We start from the raw sequence: 22,914 nt of genomic DNA, 5'->3' as shown, positions 1-22,914 counted from the left end.
CATGAACCTCATACTTTCCGAGTGGACCAAACTCCGCAGCACCCGCTCCTTCTGGTGGACCAGCGCCGCCATGATCATCGTCGCCGGCATCTACGGCGCACTCTTCGGCTGGCTGGCCAACACCTCCGGCATGCCCTACACGCCCCTGACCGTCGTCTCGACCGTCTCCATGACCATCGGGATCGTCGTCATCGTGCAAGCCGCCATGACCGTCACCACCGAATACCGATTCGGCATCCCCGCCACCAACTTCCGCCTCACACCGCAGCGCTGGCGAGTCGCCCTGGCCAAAGTCGTAGTGGGCGTCGTCGGCGTTGTGGTTGCGACGCTGCTAGCCGTGGTCGTGGCGTTCATCCTTGCCGATCTCACTACCGCCGTCCCCGCAGGCTGGACCACAAATAGCGCCACCCAGCGCGCCCTGTGGGCAGTACCCCTCGGCATGGCGCTGCTCACCCTGTTCACCCAGGGCGTCGGCTGGATCGTCCGCAACACGTCCGCCGCCATCGTCATCGGCCTGTCCATGATGCTCCTCCTGGAGACCATCGTCGGGTTCATCCCCAAATACGGCCAAGACGTAGCGAAGTTCCTCCCCTTCAACAACCTCATCGCCTTCATGATGAACCAACCCACCCAACACTGGGAGCTCGGCGCCTCCCTCGGCATCTTCGCCGTGTGGGCCGTGGCGTTGTGGGTGATCGGCGTGCTGTTGACGGAGGCGCGGGACGCGTAGCTTGATAGCAGTGCCAGAAGACGCAATCTCCTAAGAGTACCCCATTAAAACCGCTGGTTATAAAAGGGCTATATTTATAGGCTTGCGTCTTTTGGCACTGTTCACATTCGGTCAAGTAATTCTTCCATCCGGGGGACCACCTCATGGAACGTGGCGGCGGCGAACCTGACCACGGTCCAGCCCTCCAACGCCAGATCCAAGTTGATTCGGGCATCCTTCTGACGCTGGTCATACTCCCAATGGTGCTGGCCGTCATACATGATCCCGATTTTGAGCGGTTCGATGGCGAAGTCGAACGTCGTTACGAGGCGGCGGCCTCTATATACCGGGACTTGCTCACTTAGTTTCAGTCGGCGTTGCTTTGTTACGGCGTGAAGTAGCAGGCGCAGCTCGGTTTCGCGCGGCGAGTCGGCGAGCTTGCTGGAAAGCTTGAGTACCTTGTTGAGCCATCGCTTCTCCACGCGCCAGTCCGCTGCTTGGCGCAGCGAAGATGTTGAAACGTTGAGGTGCCTGCGAACGCAATCCACCAGCTGCACTGCCCGTACTTGGAGGGGGTCGAGCCCCTCGGGCGTGATGACGGCAGGAGAGTGCTCTCCGCTTTTTAGCATCTGGATCGCCTGAATCGTGGCGTACGCGGGGGCCGCTGCGTAGATCGTGTGTCCGAAGTGGTGCACTGTTGTGAGTGCGATACCGTCGGCTCCCCGGCGTTTGAGTCCGGGCGTTGTTGGGGTAGGGGAGCGGGTCTTACTGGTCGGGCCGATGAATGTGACGGGGGCTGCGTCTGTAAGGTAGGGCAACCTGTAAAGGGTGAGAGCTGAGTAGCCGCTGGCGATGTGGGTCGGCCACTGTTGTGCGTAGTCGAGGATCATCTGTAGTGCCTCCGGTTGCGGTGTTTGTCTGTAATTCATATTTGTTTAGACGCATTTGATGGGCGCCTGGTTTCCTTGTTCTTCCACAATTTCTGTTTACAGTGCCAAAGGACGCAACCAATAAGCTCTAGCACTTTTGTGACCAGGTGTTATGGCGGTGTCCGTTTTGGGAATTGCGTCTCTTGGCACTGGGCAGATTTGGTGGGGAACTTTCTTGACCCACAAACCACACCCGCCACATGAGAAAACATTTAGAAAGTTGCGGAGGTTTAGGCAAAACGACTAATGGGGACTACCCTGGGAGTGTCATTGGCTTTTGCTGCAGAAAGGATTCGTTGTGGCGAAAAATCGCGGCCGAGCAGCAGATGAAGCTCGCCGGGCGGGTTCGCGTGTGCGGACCCGGTTGCGGAGGGGTGTGGTTGTTGCGGCGGCGGCGTTGATCGTGACGCCGTTGGTGCAGGTTGCAGGGCCAACAGAGCTGCAGGTGCAGGCAAATGCGCAGGCGAAGGGACCGGCGCTGGCCGAGACGAATCCAATCAAATATAAGCTGCTGGAGGTCAGGCCCGGGAAGCTGGGGCGTAGTGAGCTGGAGTCGGGGGACTTGGCGTCGATAGGCAGGGTCGAGCGGCTTATCAAGAAAATTAAGTTTTCGGACGTGGCGTGGCACCCTACACCCACGAGCGGCATTGATGCGACGCATCGCTTTCAGGTGAGTGTGTGGGCACCGGAGATTGGGGTACTTGCCACCGAATATCACAAAGAAGTGCTGTCGGGGAAGGACTCCATTTATAAGTGGAATCCTCAGAAGTTTTTGGATGACCAGTCGAAGATCAACGAACTGGATTTCGACATTAGGTTCACGGATGGCTCGGTGCAGGAGAACGTGGTCTTGCCGCTGCGTCTCTTGGGTCTCGACGGCCGCCTCGCCAACGATCCGGATGGGGATTTTGATGGCGATGGTGTGTCGAATGGCGAGGAGGCCAAGAAAGGCGCGAACCCGTTTGACGCCAGGGATAGGGGTGTCGCGAAGAATCCGTTGCCGAAGCTTCCGGAGACGACAACGCCGGCGCCTACTTCAACAACGACGAGCGCAAAACCGCAGCCAAAGCCGTCGCCGTCGAGCAGCACCCCGCAGCCGCAGCCGAAGCCGAGCAGCGCGCAGCAGACGAAGCCTTCGAGTGCGAAGCCGACGTCGACAAGTGTGAAGCCGACTACGACGACGCGGAAGCCATACATGGCTGAGCAGTACGACCCGTACCCGGGCGAGCTGCTGGTGCGGCTGAAGCCGGGCCAGGAGTTCCGAAGCGGGACGCCGTTCGGCAATGCTGAGGTGAAGGTGCGCTCGATTCGGTATAAGGGCGAGCAGAACGGCAGGAAGTCGCCGGCGCTGGACCACGCGCTTGTCGACGCCTCCGACGGCAACCGTTTCGTTGTGAAGGCGAAAGGCCTGGAGGCGTTCGCGGAGGCCTACGAGCAGGAGTTTGGGAACTCGAAGCCGGAGTTTGAGCGGGTTTCGAAGTGGTTCATGAACACCTTCATCACGCATGCGCGCGTGGAGGTGGACTACCCGGATAACTCGTCTGATGCGAAGGATTTCTTGATCGGGTTTGTTGGCGAGGACGAGCGTGTGTTCTCCATCCCAGCCGCGGACTTCGACGGCGATGGCGTGAGCAACGAGGACGAAGTGAGCTTGGGGACGAACCCCTTCTCGCCGGACAGCACTCCTCATGAGAAGCCGAAGTTCGCGATTACCTCGAAGAGCGTAAAGCCTGGCGAGGTGTACGAGTTCGTGCCGTCGGCGAAGTTGGACCCGAATACCAAGTTCCTGGGTGCGGAGGGCTACCAGGTGTCGCTGACGCCGGATGGCAACGTGCGTGTTGTCGGCAGTAGTGACAAGTGGAATCACAAGTTCTCCTTCAAGGTGTGGGACCCGCTGTACGAAGAGCTGGCGACGCTTCACGTCGAGTCTGATTTCTCGGAGGATTGGACGCCGATCAACGTGAAGGCGGGGACGACGCTTGAGACGAACGTGATGAGCCCGGATGAAATCGCGAGCGGCATGGAGATCGTCTCGACGAAGGATGAGCTGAAAGCCGGTGGGGTGCCGGATTGGGTCTCCATCGGTAGGGACGGCGAGGTGTTCTTGAAGCCGCCGCGCTCCGAGGGCGGATCGAAGGGTGAGCGCAGGTACTGGGTACGGCTCTCCACCGGCGAGCAGCGCGTGATTAAGGTCAACGTGCTCGACCCAACCCCGTACGCCGAAGGGTACAAGCTGCAGTACCCGGACGTGTTCGTCCGCCTGGGCGAAGAGACCCGCAGCCACGCGCCGCTGGCGACCCTGACGCAGGGCGCCGAGGTGTTCTTCAACCAGCCGATCCCGGAAGAGGCGCAGGTCTCCTACTCGATCGAGGGCGAAACTGACGCGAGCGTCGTTGAGCGGGAGGGCACCGCCGAGGACGGCGAGCAGCCAGGCATGGTCACGTTCAAGGCCACTGGCGACGACCTGGAGGCCGGTGACGTCGTGCAAGTGATGGTAAAGGCCAGCTTTAGCGACGGCTCCACCCAGCACGTCCCCGTTTACTTCAACATCCTGCCGCGCCAGATCGCGGGCAGCTACAACCACGCCTATGAAACTGGCCGCGAGGTGCTGCCGGGGACGCCGATCGTCCTGCATAGGACGGATGTTCGCAACGTGCCGGAGGGCACCGACTTCGTGTTCTTCGAGGACGCCGAGGGCAACAAGAACCTCAATGGGTGGAAGGTGTCCGTGAATCGTGACACCGGCAACCTGGTTGTGCGTGCGCCGGAAAATGGTGCCCGGCCGCTGGACGCGGTGGTGACGGTGTCCTACCCGGACGGCAGTTCCACCGATGTGCCATTCCACGTCGGGGTGAAGCACAGCAAACCGGACGCGGAGGCATTTACGCCGAGGTACGCGCCGGAAACGCTGACCGGCGGCACCCGCACGTCCTACGAGATGTTGACCCCGGTGCCGGAAAACACCACGTTCTCGATTGAGGAGAACGCTGGGTTGGATGTGAGCGTCGATACGAAGACGGGCCGCATCACCGCCGTGCTACCGAAAGACGCGCCGGGCGGCGCCAAGTACAACGTGCGCGTGCGTGTGAAGTACCCCGATGGCTCCGAGGAGTTTATCGACGCCGAGCTGCGCAAGAAGGCTATCGCCGACGAAGAGCGCCCGCGCTGGAGCGACATCTACGTCAACGCCGGCGACTTGGCTTCCACGCCGCAGGGCCAGCGCGTCCCGCCTGAGACCACCTTCGGTATCGACGCCAGCTTCGCCGCCAAGGGGTGGCAGGTGCACGTCGATAAGTATTCGGGCAGGCTGCAGGTGCTGCCGGACGCGTCGGTGAAGTCGAAGTCGAAGGTTGAGGTGCCGGTTGTGGTGACCTACCAGGACGGCTCGCAGCGCACCGTGAAGGTGTCGGCGTACGTGCGTGAGCCGCGCCAGACCGCTGCGCCGACACCATCGACAGAGGCACCCACGTCCACGCCGACACCGACCCCGAGTACCCCGGCGCCAACGCCGGAGCCGGACCCAGCCCCCGAGACTGGGAGTTCGGCAGCGGGGTGGATTACTGTAATTCTCGGTGCACTTGGGTTCCTGGTAGGCGCCGGTTTGCTCGCGCTGCAGGAAGTCCCAGTTGTTCAGTCGAATCTCAGACACCTTATGCGTGACCTGGGCTTGAGGAGGTAAAAGGATGCGTTTTCACAAGACAGTGATTGCAGGTGCAGTGACGCTCGCGCTCGGCATGGGCGCAGTGTCGGCCGTGCCTGCGACGGCGTCCCCCGTCAATTCAGATGATGATGCCATCCAGACCCAGCTCCACATCCGGAAGAGCTACCACGAGGCAACCCTGACCTACATGAACCCGAAGTCGGTTGCGGGCAAGTTGGAGAACCAGGTCGGTGTGATCGGCTGGGCCGATGGGCGCGTGGTGGCGCCGATCGCGAAGAGTACGACTGAGAGCTCCCCCGAGGACGGCGTCACGGTGCTGGAGCACACCGACCCGCGACGCGAAGTCACCATGAAGCGCACCTTTACGGTCAAAGGCGACGAGATCAACGTGGTCACCGAGCTGACCAACAACGCCGGAACCGCCCGTGAGCTGGCGATCCGCATGTACAACCACGCCAAGCCAATGAAGGGCACCATGACCGCCGCGCAGTTTGGGGACAGCCTGCGCGGGGAGGACAAGTCCGCCTACCGAGTCGACGCGAACTTCCCGGGTGCGACGGCGCTTGCCACCGCTCAGGATCCGGCGACTCTCCCAGAGTGGAACGCGGGCTCTGACAACAAAAACATGGAACGTGGTGAAGTCCTCAGCGGCACCTGGGTCCAGACCGTCGAGTCTGGCGCGACGATGAAGGCCGAGATGACGGTCAAGATCGAAACGCAGCTGGGGGCGCTGGACTCGGATGGTGACGGCCTGCTAGACATCTGGGAAATGCAGGGTGCGAATGTAAATGGCGTCGATATGCCGTTGCACCGCTGGGGCGCCAACCCGTATGAGAAAGACATCTTCCTCCAGATGAACTGGATGAAGTCCGAGTGGGAAACCGAGGGCTGCCAGGAAGCGGCGCGCTTCGCCGTCAACCCCGAAGGCTTCGCCCGCTACGACGCCTGCTCGAAGATGAACACGAACGTCTACCGCCCGTCCGGGCTCATCCTGGACCAGCTGGTGAAGAAGTTCGCCGCACACGGCTACAACCTGCACATCGACGCAGGTAAGGGCTACTCCAAGAACTTCGAAGCCCGCGACGACGAATACCGCGGCGGGCCGATCCTTGGCTACAAGGACCACTACTTCAACTCGCCCGAAACGTCCGGCTCGGAGCTGATCACCACGTCGGTGGACCTGCTCAAAGAGCGCGAAGGCATCTTCCGCTCCGGCGTCATCGGCGACCTTATGGACGCCCCCTCCGCCAACGGCTCCATCAACTACGCCACCGGACGCGCACTGATCGGCGGCACGAGCTTCTACGTGTCCAAGAACGCCCGCATGGGCGCCGAGGACAAAGTACGCAACACCATCATGCACGAGCTCGGCCACAACCTGGGTCTGAACCACAACGGCATGCTGTGGGTCGACGGCAAGCGCCAATCCGTCTACGAATGGACCAAGTACGGAGACTGGCTCAGCGATCGCCCATCCGCCATGAACTACGCCTACCAGTTCGTCACCTTCGACTACCAGGAGGAAGACAAGAGCGGCAACCAGGAGGCCCCGCACCCAGGCTGCGCCGACGCCCCCGACTGCTACGTCGGCGAGTGGTCCGTCCCGTCCGAGTGGAAGAACCTCAACGTCAAGGCCGGCGGCATCGGTGATGTCTCCGTCAAGCCCGCCGAGTCCGACTCCGAGTCGGACAAGGACGCCGAGAAGCGCCGCGGCATCGAACGCGACGCCCGCGAACTCGACGCCGCCGCTGCCCTCAAGAACGACGGCAAGGCCGACTTCTACATGGCCGACGAAAACAGCATCGCCACCGTGCGCGCCGACAACAAGGTTGTGGGCACCATCGGCAACCGCGGCTACCACGACCACGAATTCACCGTGCGCGCCTTCTACGGCAAGGAACTTTCCCGCATCGCCCCAGTCCAGACCATCAAGGTCAAGGGCATCGGCGACGCCAAGGAAGCCGGGCCGCAGTCCCGCAAGGAAATCCAGATCCCAATCCCGGACACGCAGCGCTTGTACGGCTCATACGTGCCGGTCTACATCCAGATCGAAAACGAATCCGGCGAAATCGTCTTCAGCGAGCTTTTCGACATCAGCCTCCTCGACTACACCGAGGACGAGCTGCGCCAAGTCAGCACCCAGCTCGGTGACTCCGTGCTGGGCCAGCGGGCATCCGCACTGCTCTCCCAAGGTAAGCTCGGCGACTTCCAGGACACCAACCGCCGCAACCTCGCGGACACCAAGGAACTGAAGCAACCTAAGCGGCCATCGACGCCACCAACCACGTCAGCGAAGCCGTCGCCTTCAGCGGCCCCGAGCACCGCGGCGCCAGCTGACCCAACCACGCAGGACGCCAAAGCCACCGACGACAAGGGCGGCGTCGACGAGAAGACCCGCAACACGATCCTGATCGTTGTCGGCGTGCTGCTCGGCATCCTGGGCCTGGGCGGCGCGGCCGCCGCCGTGATGGCGAACAAGTAGGTCGCTTATTCGCCCGACGCACCAAATTCCTTGGTTTTGGCTAGGGTTCCGGCGTTTTCCCAGGTCGCTGGTCGGTCGTGGGGGAATTTGGTGTTTGGCGTGTGAGGGCGCGCACCAAATTCCAGTTCACCCCAAATGCGCGACCTGAGGAAACGTAGGGTTTGCTCGCGAAAATCCAGGAATCTGGTGTCTAGCTAGATGGGGGGACACCAAATTCCCGGGTTCGAGCACGGGGCCTCGGCGTTTTCCCAGGTCGCTGGTCGGTTGTGAGGGAATTTGGTGCGCTCGTCCTCACCCCAGTGCCAAAGGACGCAACCCCCTTTTCACGACCTGGTCTTTTACCCCCTCCCCCAACAGGAATTGCGTCCTTTGGCACTGCCAGTGAACTACTGCAGCGCCGAGGTCAGCTTCATCACGTTGTCGATGTAGCGGCGGTACCACGGCCGCGTGTTCCAGCGCTCCAGCGTCAGCTCGCGGGTCACCGACAAGTACGTGGTGGCGAGTTGGTTGAGGTTGCGGAGGAGGGGGCCGTCGCAAATTAAGAGTGAGCTTTCGTAGTTGAGTGAGAAACTACGAATGTCCATGTTGGAGGACCCAAGCACGCCGACGGCGGCGCCGGGCTCCTTCGAGGTGGGGTCGACGAGCAGGAACTTGGTGTGCAGGACGTAGGGGGCGGGGAACTCCCAGATGCGCACACCGGCCTCGAGGAGTTGTTGGTAGTAGGAGGACTGGGCGTGCTGCACCATGAACTGGTCTGCCTTCTGGCCAACGAGCAGGTCCACGCGCACGCCGCGGTAGCAGGCGGTGGTGATGGCCTCCAGCAGTGAGTCCTCGGGGACGAAGTAGGGGGAGCACAGCACCAGGTGTTCTTTGGCGTGGTGGATGAGGGTGTTAAACATCCGCAGGTTCGGTTCGGCCTGGTAGCCGGGCCCTGATGGGATGAGCTGGACCAGGTTCGCGTCTGCGGGGGCGCCGAGATCCAAAGGGGCGGTGAGCTCGATGGGCTCGCCGGATTCGGAGTACCAGTCCACGGCGAACAGCGCCTCGATGGAAGTGACGATTGGCCCTTGGAGTTCCACGAAGGCGTCGACCCATTGGCGTCCGGCGGCGCGGTGTTGGCGGGTGAGGTAGGTGCGGTCGATGAGGTTCATGGAGCCCATCATGGCGGTGTGGCCGTCGATAATGATGAGTTTGCGGTGGTTGCGCAGATCCGGGCGGCGGAAGCGGCCCTTGAGCAGGCTCAGCGGCAACATGAGGTGCCAGTGGATGCCGGCCTTCGTCAGGCGCCGTTTCAGCGCGCGGAAGCCGGGGTATTTCATGGAGCCGATGTGGTCGAAGAGGAGGCGGACGTGGACGCCGCGGGCCACGGCACGCTCCAACGCCTCAAACACAATGGCGGTGGTGTTGTCCCAGGCCACCGCGTAAATCTCGATGTCGACGTATGCTTCCGCCTTATCGACGAGCTCCGCAATCCGCACCATCGTCTTCTCGTAATCCGCCCACATGGCGACCGCGCTGCCGTGCACGGCGGGGAAGCCGGTCAGGGTGCGGTTCAGCGTGATCATCGAGGTCACTTCTGGGTTCGCCTGCTGACCGGCGGGAATGTCGGGGATGTCGGAGTAGACGTCGTTGAGGACGGCGTTCGCTTCCTTCTGGATGCGGTGGCGCCGCTGCGAGACGTACTTGGACCCCATCAGCAGGTACAGCGGCAGGCCCACGAACGGGAGCAGCAGAATGAGTAGCAGCCAAGCGTTCGCGCTCGACGGCTTGCGGTTCGACGGCACCACGCCAATCATGACGAACTTGATGGCGTAGTCGATGCCCATGGCGATGAGCTGCCACAGGGAGAGGCCACTGAACAGAGACAACATGGCTACCGCACCTGGTCGAGTGCGAGGTCGGCGGTGTCGTAATCAGCGATGACGGGCGCGTGATCCGATGCGCCCTTGCCGTCGCGCTCCGCCACGTCCACCCGAGCCTGTTGCAGGCGGCGGGCGAGCGGGGGCGTCGCTAAGTGGAAGTCAATGAGCATGCCTTCGTTCTTGGGGAAGCGCATGGACTTGTAGTCCCAGAACGAGTAGGGGTCCGCGTGGCGGATCTCCTCCAAGCCGGACTCCAGCAGCATCTGGAACGCGGCGCGCTCCGGCTCCGTGACGTGTGTCTTGCCCTCAAACCAGGCGATGTCCCACACGTCCTCGTCGCGCGGCGCAATGTTGAAATCGCCCGTGAACAGCTGCAACGCTTGCGGGTCCACGGTCTCGCGCAGGGAGTAGAGGAACTCGAGCTTGTAGTCGTAGTGCGGGTCGCCGATCTCACGGCCATTCGGCACGTACAAGCTCCATATATCGACGCCCCCACAGCTCGCCCCGACCGCCCGGGCCTCCACAACCGGATCGCCCTTCTTCGCGAACGCCGGTTGGCGCTCAAAGTGTGTCCGCACGTTCTCCAGCCCCACCCGCGACGCGATAGCCACACCATTCCACTGGTTGTAGCCCACATGCGCGACCTCGTAGCCCGCCGCCTCGAACGTGGAGTAGGGGAACGTGGCGTCCTTCGTCTTCGTTTCTTGCATGGCCAACACGTCGACGTCGTTGCGGTCGAGGAAAGCGGCGATCCTCTCCGCCCGCGTACGTACAGAGTTCACGTTCCAAGTGGCGATGCGCATGCCAATATCCTAGCGCAGACGCAGGACACGCCGCCGATGATGGTCATCGCCCACGATCTCCTCCGGGCCGACCTCCCACAGCTCCGGGTGTCGCGCCGCGTGCTTCTCCGCCGCCTTGCCGATGCGCTCCGGCACCAACAGGCGCACTGGGAGGGAGTGGGCGTCGTAAAAATCTTTGAGCTCGGTGAGTGGCAGCGGTGCGAGTGCCGCCGACGGGCCCAACGGCACTGCCGTATTATCCTGCGGGTTCGCGGCGCCCGCGCGGGCCAGCCACCCCTCGACCCACTCCTGCACCGGTGCCGGGTTCGCCTCCGCGAGCTCCACCTCTTTTCGACGAATCTCCGAATTCCGAACCGTCTTCGGCGCCAGCGAACGCACCGCCACCGGTTCCGTGATTGTCACCTCGCGCCCATCGCGGCGGCGCACCCGCAGCGGGTCCAACCCCACGACCTCCCCGATCGCCTCATTGACCCCGGACTCCGTGCGGTAGCGAACCGTCACCCTGCCCCCGACAGCGGGCGCTTCTTGGCGGAACATCTTGGCTATAGTGCCTTTAGTGTCCGAACGGGTCTTCGTCCGTGCCCGGCAGCCACGTGTTGCCCGGCTCCGTCCACCCGTTCGCCTTAATCGCGCGCTTCGCCTCCCGCTTGTAGCGGCCGGTCAGCACGTCCGTGTACACGAAGCCATCCAGGTGGCCGACCTCATGCTGCAGACACCGCGCGAAGAACCCAGTGCCCTCAATTTCAATCTCGTTACCGTTCTCGTCCAGGCCCGTGACCTTGGCCCAGTCCGCACGGCCGGTGGGGAAGCCCTCGCCCGGGACGGACAGGCAGCCTTCGTCGTCCTCGCCGTCGTCGCGCGGCATGGTCTTCGGGATCTCGCTTGTCTCCAGCACCGGGTTGATCACGGTGCCGCGGCGCATCGTGTCGCCGTCAGGGCAGTGGTACACGAACAGGCGCAGCGGCACACCAATCTGGTTCGCGGCCAGGCCCACGCCGTTGGCGGCGTCCATCGTTTCGTGCATGTCCGCAATGAGTTCCTGCAGCTCCTCGACTGGTTGCTCCACCGGCTTCGTCGGGTTGTGCAGGACAGGGTCGCCATAAATAACGATCGGTCGAATGGTCATGGCTACCATAATAGGCATGCCTGAGCAGCTTTCAGATTCGGACCGCGCCATCCTCACCTTCGAGGCCCACGCCCCGCGCGCCATCGGCGCCAAAGAGGAAGCCATCACCACGCAGCTCGGGCTTACACCGGTTCGCTACTACCAAAAACTCAACCTCCTTCTCGACGACCCCTCCGCCCTCTCCGAATTCCCCCAACTCGTGCGCCGCCTGCAGCGCCTCCGCGACCGGTGATCGGTTCAGGGATCCATTTCGCGTTTCCCCAGCTCGCGTCGTCTGTCCCTACAGGAACTTGGTGCACACCTGGCCGCTCCTCGCCCCAAACTGCTCGTAGCGTGCGCTTAGAAGCGTGCGATGCAGGTCGCGCATTTTCACCCAGCCCGGCCGATTTCCGACGACCAGCATCGCACTCCTTGAACACCTCGACCGGAATGTACTGGCGGTTGGCGAAACCAAGCACGTGGTGCGCGTGGGAAGATGTAAACGTCTGCAAAAACGTTTAGAGTGGCGCATGTGACTAATGTGAATCCTGAGAACGAGTACCAGGGCGCCCACCGCCGCGCCGAAGAGCCCGAAGAGGACGACTACGACCAAAACTACGAAGCGGCGCCGGCGGCGGCGTTCCCGAAGCGGGGCGTCGCGATGATCCTGCTGGCCGTCGCAGCCCTTCTGTTGCTGTGGGGCATTTACGCCATGAACAAGGGCGACGGAAACCAGGACGCGGCCGCGCCGGGCACCACCGAAGCCACGACCGCCCAAGCAACCCAAGCTACCCAGGCAACAACCGCGATCTCGGCGCCGGCGAGCCCATCCGAACAGGCCAAGCCGGAAGGAACCCAGCCCACCGAGCAGCAGCCAGCCCCGGCCGAAAAGCCAGCCGAGCAGGAACAGCCAGCGCCAGCCCCCGCCGGCCTGGCCCGGGAGCAGGCGCAGGTGTACGTCTACAACAACTCCGGCATCCCGGATCTGGCGAACCGGACCGCCGGTGACCTCGCCGCCCAGTACAACGTGGCGAACCGTTCCAATGACGCCGCCGCGATGAACATGCCGGAGCAGACCTACGGCGCGTTCCCGCAAACCTTCGTGTTCTTTAACCCGAACACTCCGGGTGCTGACGCGGTTGCGGCGGAGCTCGCGCAGCGGATCGGTGGTACGCCTCGGGCGACGACGGATGTGCCGGCGAATACGAGTTTGCCGCGGGAGGCCGTCGAGAAGCCGGAGGCGATCACTGTCGTCCTTGCGGGAGAATAAAACCCCGCGCGGGCCCAGCGCAGCGTTTAGACTGGCTACTTATGGATCCATACCGCGAGTTCGCCCGTTCCCCCGAGCCGACACTGGGAGTGGAGTGGGAGATCTGTGTTGTCGATAAGGAGACGCGGGACCTGGTACCCCGCGCCCCCGAAATTATCGACGCCATCTCCGCCACCAACCCCAACGTGCACCTCGAGCGGGAGTTCCTCCAGAACACGGTCGAGCTGGTGACGCCGGTATGTAAGAACACGAAAGAGGCCGTCGACAAGCTGGCGGAGAACTTGGCCGTCGTGCGCGCTGAAGCTGACGCCCGCGACCTCGACCTGTGGGCCAGCGGCGGCCACCCATTTTCCGACTTCCGCGAGCAAGCCCTCAGCCCCAAAATTTCCTACAAGGAAATGATCAACCGTACTCAGTACTGGGGCCAGCAAATGCTGCTGTGGGGTATTCACTGCCACGTCGGCATCAGTCACGAAGACCGCGTCTGGCCAATCATCAACGCGGTGATGACGCACTACCCGCACCTGCTCGCCATCTCCGCATCCAGCCCGGGCTGGGACGGGCTGGACACCGGGTACGCCTCCAACCGCACCATGCTCTACCAGCAGCTTCCCACCGCCGGGATGCCGTATCAGTTCCAGAGCTGGGCCGAATGGGTCCAATTCATGGACGACCAGCGCACCTCCGGCGTGATCAACCACACCGGCTCCATGCACTTCGACGTCCGCCCCGCCGCCAAGTGGGGCACCATCGAAGTCCGCATCAGCGACGCCACCTCCAACCTGCGCGAACTCGCCGCAGTCGTCGCGCTCACGCACTGCTTGGTCGTCTACTACGACCAGCTTCTCGACGCCGGCGAAGCCCTCCCCACGCTCCAGCCCTGGCATGTCGCCGAAAACAAGTGGCGCGGGGCCCGCTACGGCCTCGACGCCCTAGTAATCACCAGCCGCGACACCGACGAACGCTGGCTCCGCGACGAACTCGTTACGTTGGTGGACACCCTGCAGCCTGTGGCTGCGCAGCTTGGGTGCACGCGCGAGCTGAACCTGGTGCTGGAGATCATGCAACGCGGCGCCGGCTACCAGCGGCAACGCCGCATCTATGAGATGACCGGCTCCTGGCACGACGTCGTCGCCGCGACCTGCGCCGAGATGCAGGAGATGACTTGGGAGTAGGTCCTTCCTAGCTGCTGCGCACCAAATTCCCACGTGGGGTGCGCGCGACCTGGGCTTTTGTGTGCGCGCCCAACCTGAATACAGGAATTTGGTGCTTGTCCTCATGTAGCAGTGCCAAAGGACGCACTTCTTGTTGCGGGAGGAGGCAAAAGCCCAGGTCGTGAAAAGCGCGTTGCGTCCTTTGGCACTGGCAGGCCAGACAGCGCACCAAATTCCATTGCGGCGAATGTGCGACCTGCGGAAACGCCCAGGCGGCCTCCTGAAATCCAGGAATGTGGTGCGCGCGACTCGCGCGGGAGCGCAAAAACCTACTTCTTGGTGGGGTCGACGCGCTTGGGGTGGTAGGCGGCGGGTCGGTCGTTGCGGCTGAGGGTGTCGGGGTTGCCGTAGAGGCCTTCGCGTCGGGCGACGCGGCCGAGGCGCTGCGCGGTGACGGGGTTGGTCATCAGGGCGAAGATGAGCAGGATGAGGATGACGCCGATGTCGTGAAGTTCGTGGGTGCCGGCGGCCCCTCCGGCCTGCCCATTCGAGAGTCGAATAATCGTGCCGATGATCATGAGGACCAGCCCCGTGGTTTGGGGCTTCGTGATGGCGTGGATGCGCGCCATAGTGGACTGGAAGCGCGCGGTGCCGATGGCGGCGGAGAACACCATGAATGCGCCGGGGAGGATGAAGACGAGGGAGGCGGCGTCGAGGAAGAATGCGAGTGTCATTGGTGGGTCCTTCCTAGGAATTGTCGCGTTTGCGGAAGCGGGCGACGGACAGGGAGGCGATGAAACCGAGGAGCGCGATCACCATCATGACGTTGACGACGGTGGTGTCGAGCGTCCAGCAGATGTAGAGGGCGAGGACGCATTGGAGTGATGCGGTGATGGCGTCGTTGCCGAGGACGCGGTCCATGGAGTCGGGGCCGACGATGACTCGCCAGGCGAGGACGAGGAAGCCGATGGCGAGGAAGATGCCGGCGGCGATGAGGAATGCGTTGTATACCTGGGGGTTCATGGGTTATCGCCTGCTTTCGAAGATGTCGATCATTTGGCGCTCGAGTTTTGCCACGTTGGCGATTTCGCGGTCGATGTCGGTTTGGTTGTCGGCGTGGAGGACGTGGATGGTCCATTCGCGGTTGGCGATGTCGATGTCGGAGACGCTGCCGCCGGGCTGCAGGTTGTAGGCGCAGGTGGCGAGGTAGAGGACCAGGTCGTCGGAGACGCGCATCGGTACGCGAAGGATGGCGTTTTTGGGCGGGGCGGCGGGCCGCAGCGCGAGCCAGGAGACTTTGGCGGAGGCGACGATGAGGTCGGCGAACCACTGCAGTACGAACAGCAGCAGTTTGCCCCAGTGGATTTTGTTGCCGCTACGGGGGATGTTCGGCAGCGGCAGCACGAGCACGATCAGGACGCCGAGCGCCAGCCCGGCGGCGACGTTGCCCCAGGTGAGGTCGCCTTGCATGAGGACCCACATGAATGCGAGCCAGAGGACGAAGGCGCCGCGGAAGCGGTTTCGGATGCCGGTGAGGAGGTGGTTCATCGGTGTGCTCCTGTCGGTTCGGCGGTTGCGCTGGCGGGGAGGGGGACTCGTTCTGTCGTGACGACGTCCTCTCCGTCAGCGGAGCGCGCTGATTTGCGGGCGAGCGCGTCTTTGCCGCCGCCGGAGTCGGTGGGTTGGCGGAAGGCGTCGAGGTCCCGGGTCGGGTTGGTGGGGTCGCCGGAGAGGACGGCGTGTTGGTAGATGCGTTGGTCGCTGGCGGATTCGGCGGCGCGGTCGGTAATGGCGGAGATTGGGCCGGCGAGGAACGTGATGGCCACGGAGGTCGCTACGAGGAGCGCGGTGGACAGCAGCATACCGACGGGGATGCGGCCGACGTCGGCGCGGTCGTCGACGGCGATGGTGTCGTGGCGCTCGGTAAGCGATGAGGGCCGCGCCATGGCGACGGATTCGGGGGCGTCGGCGCGGTCGCGGAGGAAGCCCTTGGACCAGACGAGGATCATGGCGTAGAGCGTCAATAAGGAGGTGACGACGGCCCCTGCGATGAGCACCCAGGCGAGCCAGGAGCCTTCGGCGGCACCGGCCTGGATGAGCATGATCTTGCCGAGGAACCCGGAGAACGGCGGGATGCCGCCCAGGTTGAGCGCCGGGATGAAGTAGAGCAGCGCGATGAGTGGCGCGGTGTAGAGCAGGGAGCCGAGGCGGCGCAGCTGCGCAGACCCGGCCTGGCGCTCGATGAGGCCGACGACCAGGAAGAGCGAGGTCTGCACCAGGATGTGGTGGACGGCGTAGAAGATCGCGCCGGACAGGCCGGCGACGGTGCCGAGTGCGATGCCGAAGATCATGTAGCCGATGTGGCTGACCAGAGTGAAGGAGAGGAGACGCTTGATGTCGTTCTGCGCGAGTGCTCCCATCACTCCGATGACCATGGTCAGTAGTGCGACCCACATCAGGAGGGTGTCGAGGGAGCCGTCGATAAATATGGTGGTGCGGACGCGAATGATGGCGTAGACGCCCACCTTGGTGAGCAACCCGGCGAACACCGCGGTGACCAGGGAGGCGGCGGTGGGGTAGGAGTCGGGGAGCCAGGCGTCGAGCGGGAAGACGGCCGCTTTGATGCCGAATGCGACGAGCAGCGTGGCGAAGATCGCGGCGCGCGTGCCGTCCGGGACCTCGGCCATGCGCTGGCCGACCTGCGCCATGCTCACCGTGCCGGTGGAGGAGTAGATCAGCGCGAGCGCGAACAGGAACACCATCGAGGACGCCATGGAGACCATCACGTAGCCGATGCCGGCGCGCACGCGCCCCGGCGAGGCGCCGAGAGTGAGCAGCACGTACGAGGCCACGAGGAAGACCTCGAAGCCGACGTACAGGTTGAACAGGTCGCCGGCGAGGAAGGACAGGTTCACGCCCATGCACAGCAGCATGTAGACGGGGAGGAAGACGGCGACTGGGTCGTCCTCGTCGCCGTCGCGAAGCCCTTGGGAGATGCCGTACCACATGACGGCGAACAGCACGATGGAGGAGACGAACACCATGATGGTGGACAGGCGGTCCGCCACCAACGTGATGCCGATGGGTGCTTCCCAGCCGCCCATCTGGACGGTCTGGATGCCGTGGACGTCTGCGATGATGATCATCGCACCCGAGATGACGGCCAGCGCGAACAGAGTCGTCAGCGCGATGGTGCGCTGCAGGGTGACGGCGCGCCCGGTGACCAGGATCAGCGCCGCTGCCAGCGCTGGCAACAGCAGCGGCATGACAGTGAGGATCGGCATGGCGGGCAGCGCCCAGTGGGCGAACTCGAACAGGTTATTCGTCATCGTCGGCCTCCTTGACGGGGTCTTCAAAGGAGCGTGGGCCGAAGGCGTCGCCCTCGGAGCTCATGCGTCCGGTCTCTGGGTCGTCGGAGGCGTCGTGGTCGGGGGCCGCCGCCGGGGTCTTCGGACGGGCGGCGATCGCGCGGTCTTCCTCGTCGCGCTCGATGATGTCGTCGGTGCGGTAGCGGTACTGGCGGTAGGCCAGGGCCAGCATGAACGCGACCATCGCCATCGAAATGACAATCGCGGTGAGGATCATCGCCTGCGCGAGCGGGTCGGCGGTGCGCTCGCCGAACAAGGTAGACATGCGCCCAATGATCGGCGGAGCAGCCTGCCCGCCGGATTGCAGCAGCAGCAGGTTCGCGCCGTTGCCGAGCAGCAGCACGCCCATGATCATGCGGGTCAGTGCCCTATCGAGCATCAGGTACACGCCGGTGGCCACGAGCACACCCGACCCGATGAGCAGGAACAGGTTCGCTTCCATTACTCGCTCCTTTCGCGGCCACGCGCGGTGGTGTGCACCGGCGCCCCAATTGTCGACGCCCGGCCCCGCCCTGCCGTCGCGTCACCGTCACCAGTGACCGCTTCTCGACGCCTCTTTCGCGCCAACCGCTTCGTTGCCTGCGCTTCGCGGCGTCGTTTATTCTTCTCCTGCAGCTCACGAGCGCGCTGGCGAGCGTACTGCTTGCGGTTGTCTTCCTCTTGGTCGAGGTAGCCGCCCATGGAGGTCAGGATGTGCAGGGTCAGGCCGACCACGATGAGGTACACACCGGCGTCGAACACGAGCGCCGAGGTGACGTCAAACGAGCCGATAAGCGGCAGCGTGACCGTGGTGTAGCCGGACGTGAGTGGCGGGTTGCCGAAGAACATCGGGGTCACCGCCGCGGCGAAGGAGAACAGCATGCCGGTGCCCAGCAGCTTCGCCGGGTCCACAGGCAGGGCCTCCTCGATTTCCTGGCGCCCGCCCGCGAGGTAGCGCAGCGTGAACGCCAGCGCCGCCACCAGGCCGCCGGCGAAGCCGCCGCCGGGCGCGTTGTGGCCGCCGAAGAAGAAGTACAGGGACAGCAGAATCATCGACGGGAACAGGATCCGTGTTGCCACGTCCACCATCAGCGAACGGTTCTGCGCCGTCTCCGAATCCACGCCGCTGGCCAGCCAGCGCGGCTTGGTGGTGGACAGCGTCGGGCGCCTCGAGGAGCGCCCAAACTTGCCGGTGCCGAAGATCAGGCTGGCCACGCCCGTCGCCGCGATCACCAGCACAGTGATCTCGCCGAATGTATCGGCGGCGCGCAGGTCCACGAGCAGCACGTTCACCGTGTTGCGGCCGTGGCCGATGTCGTGCGCCAGCTCCGGCATGAACACCGAGATCGGGTCGGCGGTGCGCGCGCTCATCGCAAACATGGCGATCACCACAACCGACACGCCAGTCAGGATCGACAGCCAGGCACGGGCCCGGTTGTCGTCGCTGCGGGGCTCGACCTCCGTCGGCATCTTGCGAAGGATCAGCATGAACACCACCATCACGATGGTCTCCACGAGCGCCTGCGTCAGCGCCAGATCCGGCGCGCCGTGCAGGGCAAAGATCGTCGCCATGCCGTAGCCGGTCAGCCCCACCATCACCACGGCGGATAGGCGGTTGCGTTGGACCGTCGCAAAGACAGCCATGCAGACCATGATGAACACCACCAGGCCCTGCCACGGCGAATCCCACAACATCATCCGAATATCGTTCGAGCGGCCCAGCACCAGCGCCGCCAGCGGCACCACGGCCAACACCGCGAAAATCACGCCCAGGTTGATCACCAGGGAACCGCGCTGCGTCGACGCCGTCAACCGCAGCGACGCAGTCCGCAGCTGCGTGAGCAGCGCGTCCCACAACGCGTCACCATTGCCGAGCGCAGGCTTGCCCGTCTGCAGCGGTTTCAGCAACGCACGCTGCCAGAACATGACGACGCCACCCAGCACAATCACGGCCGTCAGCACCAGCGGGATCGTAATCCCGTGCCACAGCGCCAACTCCTCCTGCTCGCCGCCGGGGAAGCGCACATCCAGGTACTCGTTGAACGCCGTCGACAGCAGCACCGGGAAGATACCGCACACCACCGTCAACGTGGTCAGCACCGCCGGCGAAATCCACAAGGTCGGGCCGATCGGGTGCATCTCGCGCACCGCCTTCGACTCGCCGTTGTTGTGTGCTGGCTTCGTCGCAAAGGCGGACCACCAGAAGTACAGCGAGTAGGCCATCGTCAGGATGGAACCAGCGACGATCGCCACCAGCGTCATGTAACCCGGCATGCCGTGCAGCATCTCCTCGTTCAGGACCGCCTCCAGCGCCGACTCCTTCGCCACAAAGCCGAAGAACGGCGGAATACCCGCCATCGACGCCGCCGACACCGCCGCCAAAAACGCCACAAACGGCTCCCGCTTCGCCAACCCCGACAGCTCGTGGATGTCGCGGGTGCCCGTCGAGTGGTCAATCGCGCCCACGATCATGAACAGCGTCGCCTTGAACATCGAGTGCCCGAACGTAATTGCCAGGCCAGCCATCGTCGCCTCACGCGACCCAATACCGATCACCGTCGTGATAAAGCCCAGCTGAGACACCGTGCCGTACGCCAGGATCAGCTTCAGGTCACGCTGCTTCAGCGCCAGCCAGCCACCCAGGATCATGGTGAACACGCCGGTCGAAAGCACCACCAGGTGCCAGGTACTCACCACCGCCAAATCCGGCGCCAGGCGCGCCACCAGGTAAATCCCGGCCTTCACCATCGCCGCCGAGTGCAAATACGCCGACACCGGCGTCGGCGCCGCCATCGCCCCCGGCAACCAAATATGCCACGGGGCCTGCGCCGACTTCGTCATCGCCCCCAACATAATCAGCACAATCGCCGTCGAAATCGCAGGCGTATTCTCAATATTCGCAAACTGCGACACCTCGCTGAGGCGCCAAATCCCCGTCTTGTAGCCCAGCAGGTTAATGCCGACGAGCATCGCCAGCCCGCCGAACGTCGTAATCATCAGCGCCTGAATCGCCGCCCTTCGCGACGACGCCCGCTCACCGTAGTAGCTGACCAGCATGTACGAGAGTATCGACGTCAACTCCCAAAACACGTACATCAGCAAGAAACTGTCCGAAATCACCAACCCGTACATCACGGAGGCGAACATGGTCAGCTCCCCGCCAAACTTGGCCAACCTGCGCGGATTCGAATCGAAATAGCCCCAGCAGTACAGCAACACCAAGGAGCCGACGCCCAAAATAATCAAACTGAACAAGCCCGCCAGGGCGTCCAACCTGAAATCCAGGTTCAACTCCGCCGACGGCATCCACGGAATCCGCGAAACGATCTCCCCGCCATCCACAAAGACACCCTTTGCGAACAGGTACACCATCCACGCGAACCCGCCCAGCGGCACCAACGCCACCAGCGCAAACGCCGATCTACCGATCGTACGGATCAACAACGGCGCCGCCGACGTCGCGACGAACAGCGCGACAAGTAGCGTCAACACAACCCGGGCCTCCTTGTTCAGCTTCCTTAGCTTCTTCAGCTTCGGCGCGCCACAGCAACGCAGCTGCCCACCATGCACCGTCGAAACTAGAAACAAGGCGCGTCATGATCAGTGGCGCGACCAACAAAATCTCACTGTACTCACAGCTCCGACATTTTGCGAACGGCTTTCGCCCGGGCCGCCCCGCCGCTGGCTGGCCCCTCCTGTGCCCGCGCCCCGCGCCTGTGCCCTCTTTGAAAAAGTTCCCGCGTCCGGGAACCATTTTGCGTTTCGGACTGGTTCCGGTCGACCAACGGTTGCGTTTCTGCAGGTCGCGACGGCTGTCCACAAAGAAAGGTCCCGGGTTCACGCTGGGCCGGGGAACTTTTCCGGGGTGGCGGGTTCGCGCGCCGTGGCTTTCACGTGATTCCTGTTCGTGTCGAGGCGTTAAAGGAGTGCGACGCTGGTCGCCAAAAATCACGCCAGGCCAGCGAGAATGCGGACCTGCATCGCACGCTTCTAATCGCACGCTTTTAACCTTGGAGGCGGAAAACGGGGGAGGATCAGCCAGGGAATATACATACGAAGAACCCCCAAATCTGCAAAGTGTAGTAGGTGGATTGTAGTAATCCTCGAAAAAACGTGCGAAACGGGGATTACTACATTCCTTTTACTCCCATTTGGGTTTCGGCAGCGCCCCAGCCAGCAAAAACAAGCCGAAACCCAGCCGAAACCCGGCCGAAACCCGGCTACTTCCCGTACTGCTGCAGGAAGAGCGCTTCGGCGACGGCGATGCGTTCGATTTCGGTGGGGTCGACGGATTCGTCGACGCCGTGGATGCCGCACTGCGGTTCCTCGACGCCGTAGAGGGCGATGGCGGCGTCGGGGAAGTGGTTCTGCAGCGTGATGGTGAGTGGGATGGAGCCGCCGGAGCCGATGAGGGCGAGGTCGGCGCCGTCGTAGGCGGTTTGGAGGCAGTCGCCGAACAGGGCGATGGCCGGGTGGTTGGGGTCGGTGGCGAATGGTTCGTTGACGCCGGAGATTTCCACGGTGACGTGGGCGCCGTTGGGGGTGTGGGCGTGGATGTGTTCCTTGACGGCGTTGGCGATGGCGGCGGCGTCGGTGCCGGCGGGGACACGCAGGTTGTATTGGGCTTCGGCTCGGTGGTTGACGGCGTTGACGGCGTCGGCGACGGGGGTGGAAGTGAAGCCGATCATGGTGATGGCGGGGCGGGCCCAGACCATGTCGGCGGGGTTGTCGTCGGGGGTGCCGTTGAGGGCGACGCCGTCGAGGACGCCGGCGTCGGTGGCGAAGGTGTCGGCGGGGTAGGGCTGGCCGTTCCAGGTGGCGGTGCAGTCGACGCCGTCGATGCTGGTGCGGCCGGTTTCGTCGAAGAGGGAGTCGGTGATGCGGACCAGGGCGTGGGCGGCGTCGGGGGCTGCGCCGCCGAAGGAGCCGGAGTGGATGGCGCCCTGCAGCGTTTCGACGGTCACGTTGATCTGGGCGCCGCCGCGCAGGGAGGTGGTGAGCGTTGGGACGCCGACGGCGGCGTTGCCCGAGTCGGCGATCATGATGGCGTCGGCGCGGAAGAGGTCGGGGTGGGCGTCGATAAGTTTGCCGAGGCCGTCGTCGCCGCCGAGCTCCTCGGAGCCCTCGACGACGACCTTGATGCCGAGGTCGGTGCCGCCGTTGGCCTGGATGAGGCGCAGTGCTTCGAGGTGCATGGCGAGGTTGCCTTTGCAGTCGGCGGCGCCGCGGCCGTACCAGCGACCGTCGCGCTCGGTGAGGGTGAAGGGGTCGCTGGTCCAGGCGTCGGGGTTGTTGGCAGGCACGACGTCGTAGTGGGAGTAGAGCAGCACGGTGGGGGCGTCGCCGACTGGGGCTTTGGTAGCGATGATGGTGTCAGCATTATCGACGGTCGCGTGGCGGGTCACGTCCAGCCCGAGGGCCTCGAGTGCGGAAACCGTCCAGGCGCAGGCGGCTTCGTGCTGGTCGGCGAGCTCAGGCGTGGAGTGTGGGGAGTTGAAGCCTACGAGGGCGGAGAGGTCGTCGAAAATTCGGTCGCGGTTTGGGGTAAAAGCTGTTTGTGTCATGTGGTCGAAAGTACCACCAACCGGAGGA

General features: G+C 63.6%; 18 protein-coding genes. 6 read left to right on the top strand and 12 right to left on the bottom strand.

The features are described 5' to 3' along the window. The first annotated feature begins 1 nt into the window (after position 1). On the top strand, positions 2-730 hold the full coding sequence (locus R0V12_RS04495) for an ABC transporter permease (protein ID WP_070361845.1): 729 nt from the start codon (positions 2-4) through the stop codon (positions 728-730). 101 nt (positions 731-831) lie between these two features. On the opposite strand, the gene R0V12_RS04490 is transcribed toward R0V12_RS04495, so the two are convergent. Further along, on the bottom strand, positions 832-1,638 hold the full coding sequence (locus tag R0V12_RS04490; protein WP_284805308.1) for an endonuclease domain-containing protein: 807 nt from the start codon (positions 1,636-1,638) through the stop codon (positions 832-834). A 298-nt stretch (positions 1,639-1,936) separates the two neighbouring features. Here R0V12_RS04490 and R0V12_RS04485 point away from each other — a divergent pair, with 298 nt between their 5' ends. Then, positions 1,937-5,317, top strand: coding sequence for a Rib/alpha-like domain-containing protein (locus tag R0V12_RS04485; protein WP_320072920.1), 3,381 nt, complete (start codon positions 1,937-1,939; stop codon positions 5,315-5,317). Positions 5,318-5,321: 4 nt separating this feature from the next. Further along, a complete protein-coding gene (locus R0V12_RS04480) occupies positions 5,322-7,781 on the top strand; it encodes a zinc metalloprotease (RefSeq protein WP_256005566.1) in 2,460 nt (819 codons plus the stop codon). A 386-nt stretch (positions 7,782-8,167) separates the two neighbouring features. Here the strand turns inward: R0V12_RS04480 and cls are convergent, their stop codons facing one another. The 4 genes from cls to R0V12_RS04460 are packed head-to-tail and all read right to left on the bottom strand — an operon-like array spanning position 8,168 to position 11,572. Continuing rightward, positions 8,168-9,649 (bottom strand): cardiolipin synthase, encoded by a 1,482-nt coding sequence (cls, locus tag R0V12_RS04475; protein ID WP_413774871.1) that lies wholly within the window; start codon positions 9,647-9,649, stop codon positions 8,168-8,170. A gap of 5 nt (positions 9,650-9,654) precedes the next feature. Beyond that, the gene (locus R0V12_RS04470) at positions 9,655-10,446 is read right to left on the bottom strand and encodes an exodeoxyribonuclease III (protein WP_320072919.1); all 792 of its coding nucleotides are present in this window, start codon (positions 10,444-10,446) and stop codon (positions 9,655-9,657) included. 9 nt (positions 10,447-10,455) lie between these two features. After that, positions 10,456-10,983, bottom strand: coding sequence for a GNAT family N-acetyltransferase, cg3035/Rv0428c family (locus tag R0V12_RS04465; protein WP_070361850.1), 528 nt, complete (start codon positions 10,981-10,983; stop codon positions 10,456-10,458). A gap of 16 nt (positions 10,984-10,999) precedes the next feature. Next, positions 11,000-11,572, bottom strand: coding sequence for a peptide deformylase (locus R0V12_RS04460; protein ID WP_256008458.1), 573 nt, complete (start codon positions 11,570-11,572; stop codon positions 11,000-11,002). A gap of 16 nt (positions 11,573-11,588) precedes the next feature. Here R0V12_RS04460 and R0V12_RS04455 point away from each other — a divergent pair, with 16 nt between their 5' ends. The 3 genes from R0V12_RS04455 to R0V12_RS04445 all read left to right on the top strand — a co-directional run bounded on the left by R0V12_RS04455 (position 11,589) and on the right by R0V12_RS04445 (position 13,996). After that, on the top strand, positions 11,589-11,804 hold the full coding sequence (locus R0V12_RS04455; RefSeq protein WP_070361851.1) for a DUF3263 domain-containing protein: 216 nt from the start codon (positions 11,589-11,591) through the stop codon (positions 11,802-11,804). A gap of 279 nt (positions 11,805-12,083) precedes the next feature. After that, the gene (locus R0V12_RS04450) at positions 12,084-12,821 is read left to right on the top strand and encodes a LytR C-terminal domain-containing protein (RefSeq protein ID WP_256008459.1); all 738 of its coding nucleotides are present in this window, start codon (positions 12,084-12,086) and stop codon (positions 12,819-12,821) included. A 41-nt stretch (positions 12,822-12,862) separates the two neighbouring features. Next, complete coding sequence (locus tag R0V12_RS04445; protein WP_320072918.1) at positions 12,863-13,996, top strand: glutamate--cysteine ligase; 1,134 nt, start codon at positions 12,863-12,865, stop codon at positions 13,994-13,996. 308 nt (positions 13,997-14,304) lie between these two features. Here R0V12_RS04445 and R0V12_RS04440 read toward each other — a convergent pair whose 3' ends face one another. The 7 genes from R0V12_RS04440 to R0V12_RS04410 all read right to left on the bottom strand — a co-directional run bounded on the left by R0V12_RS04440 (position 14,305) and on the right by R0V12_RS04410 (position 22,886). Then, positions 14,305-14,709: a monovalent cation/H(+) antiporter subunit G gene (locus R0V12_RS04440; RefSeq protein WP_320072917.1), complete on the bottom strand. Its 405-nt coding sequence runs from the start codon at positions 14,707-14,709 to the stop codon at positions 14,305-14,307. A 13-nt stretch (positions 14,710-14,722) separates the two neighbouring features. Beyond that, positions 14,723-14,998, bottom strand: a complete 276-nt coding sequence (locus tag R0V12_RS04435) for a monovalent cation/H+ antiporter complex subunit F (protein ID WP_320072916.1) — start codon at positions 14,996-14,998, stop codon at positions 14,723-14,725. A 3-nt stretch (positions 14,999-15,001) separates the two neighbouring features. Then, positions 15,002-15,523, bottom strand: a complete 522-nt coding sequence (locus R0V12_RS04430) for a Na+/H+ antiporter subunit E (RefSeq protein WP_256021507.1) — start codon at positions 15,521-15,523, stop codon at positions 15,002-15,004. Continuing rightward, entirely contained in the window at positions 15,520-17,304 is a 1,785-nt protein-coding gene (locus R0V12_RS04425) for a Na+/H+ antiporter subunit D (RefSeq protein WP_320072915.1), read from the bottom strand. Before R0V12_RS04425 ends, R0V12_RS04430 begins: the two co-directional genes overlap by 4 nt. Beyond that, positions 17,294-17,785 carry a Na(+)/H(+) antiporter subunit C gene (locus R0V12_RS04420; protein ID WP_320072914.1) on the bottom strand — a complete coding sequence of 164 codons (492 nt, stop codon included), beginning with the start codon at positions 17,783-17,785 and terminating at the stop codon, positions 17,294-17,296. The genes R0V12_RS04425 and R0V12_RS04420 overlap by 11 nt, the downstream gene beginning before the upstream one ends. After that, complete coding sequence (locus R0V12_RS04415) at positions 17,785-20,814, bottom strand: Na+/H+ antiporter subunit A (protein WP_252932177.1); 3,030 nt, start codon at positions 20,812-20,814, stop codon at positions 17,785-17,787. Before R0V12_RS04415 ends, R0V12_RS04420 begins: the two co-directional genes overlap by 1 nt. 728 nt (positions 20,815-21,542) lie before the next feature. Continuing rightward, positions 21,543-22,886: a dipeptidase gene (locus R0V12_RS04410; RefSeq protein WP_070975572.1), complete on the bottom strand. Its 1,344-nt coding sequence runs from the start codon at positions 22,884-22,886 to the stop codon at positions 21,543-21,545. Between the last annotated feature and the right edge of the window lie 28 nt (positions 22,887-22,914).

This window comes from Corynebacterium sp. UMB2355A (assembly GCF_033877495.1).
Lineage (GTDB): Bacteria > Actinomycetota > Actinomycetes > Mycobacteriales > Mycobacteriaceae > Corynebacterium > Corynebacterium pseudogenitalium.
The sequence above is the reverse complement of the archived record's forward strand: the minus strand, read 5'-3'. Positions and strand labels throughout refer to the sequence as shown.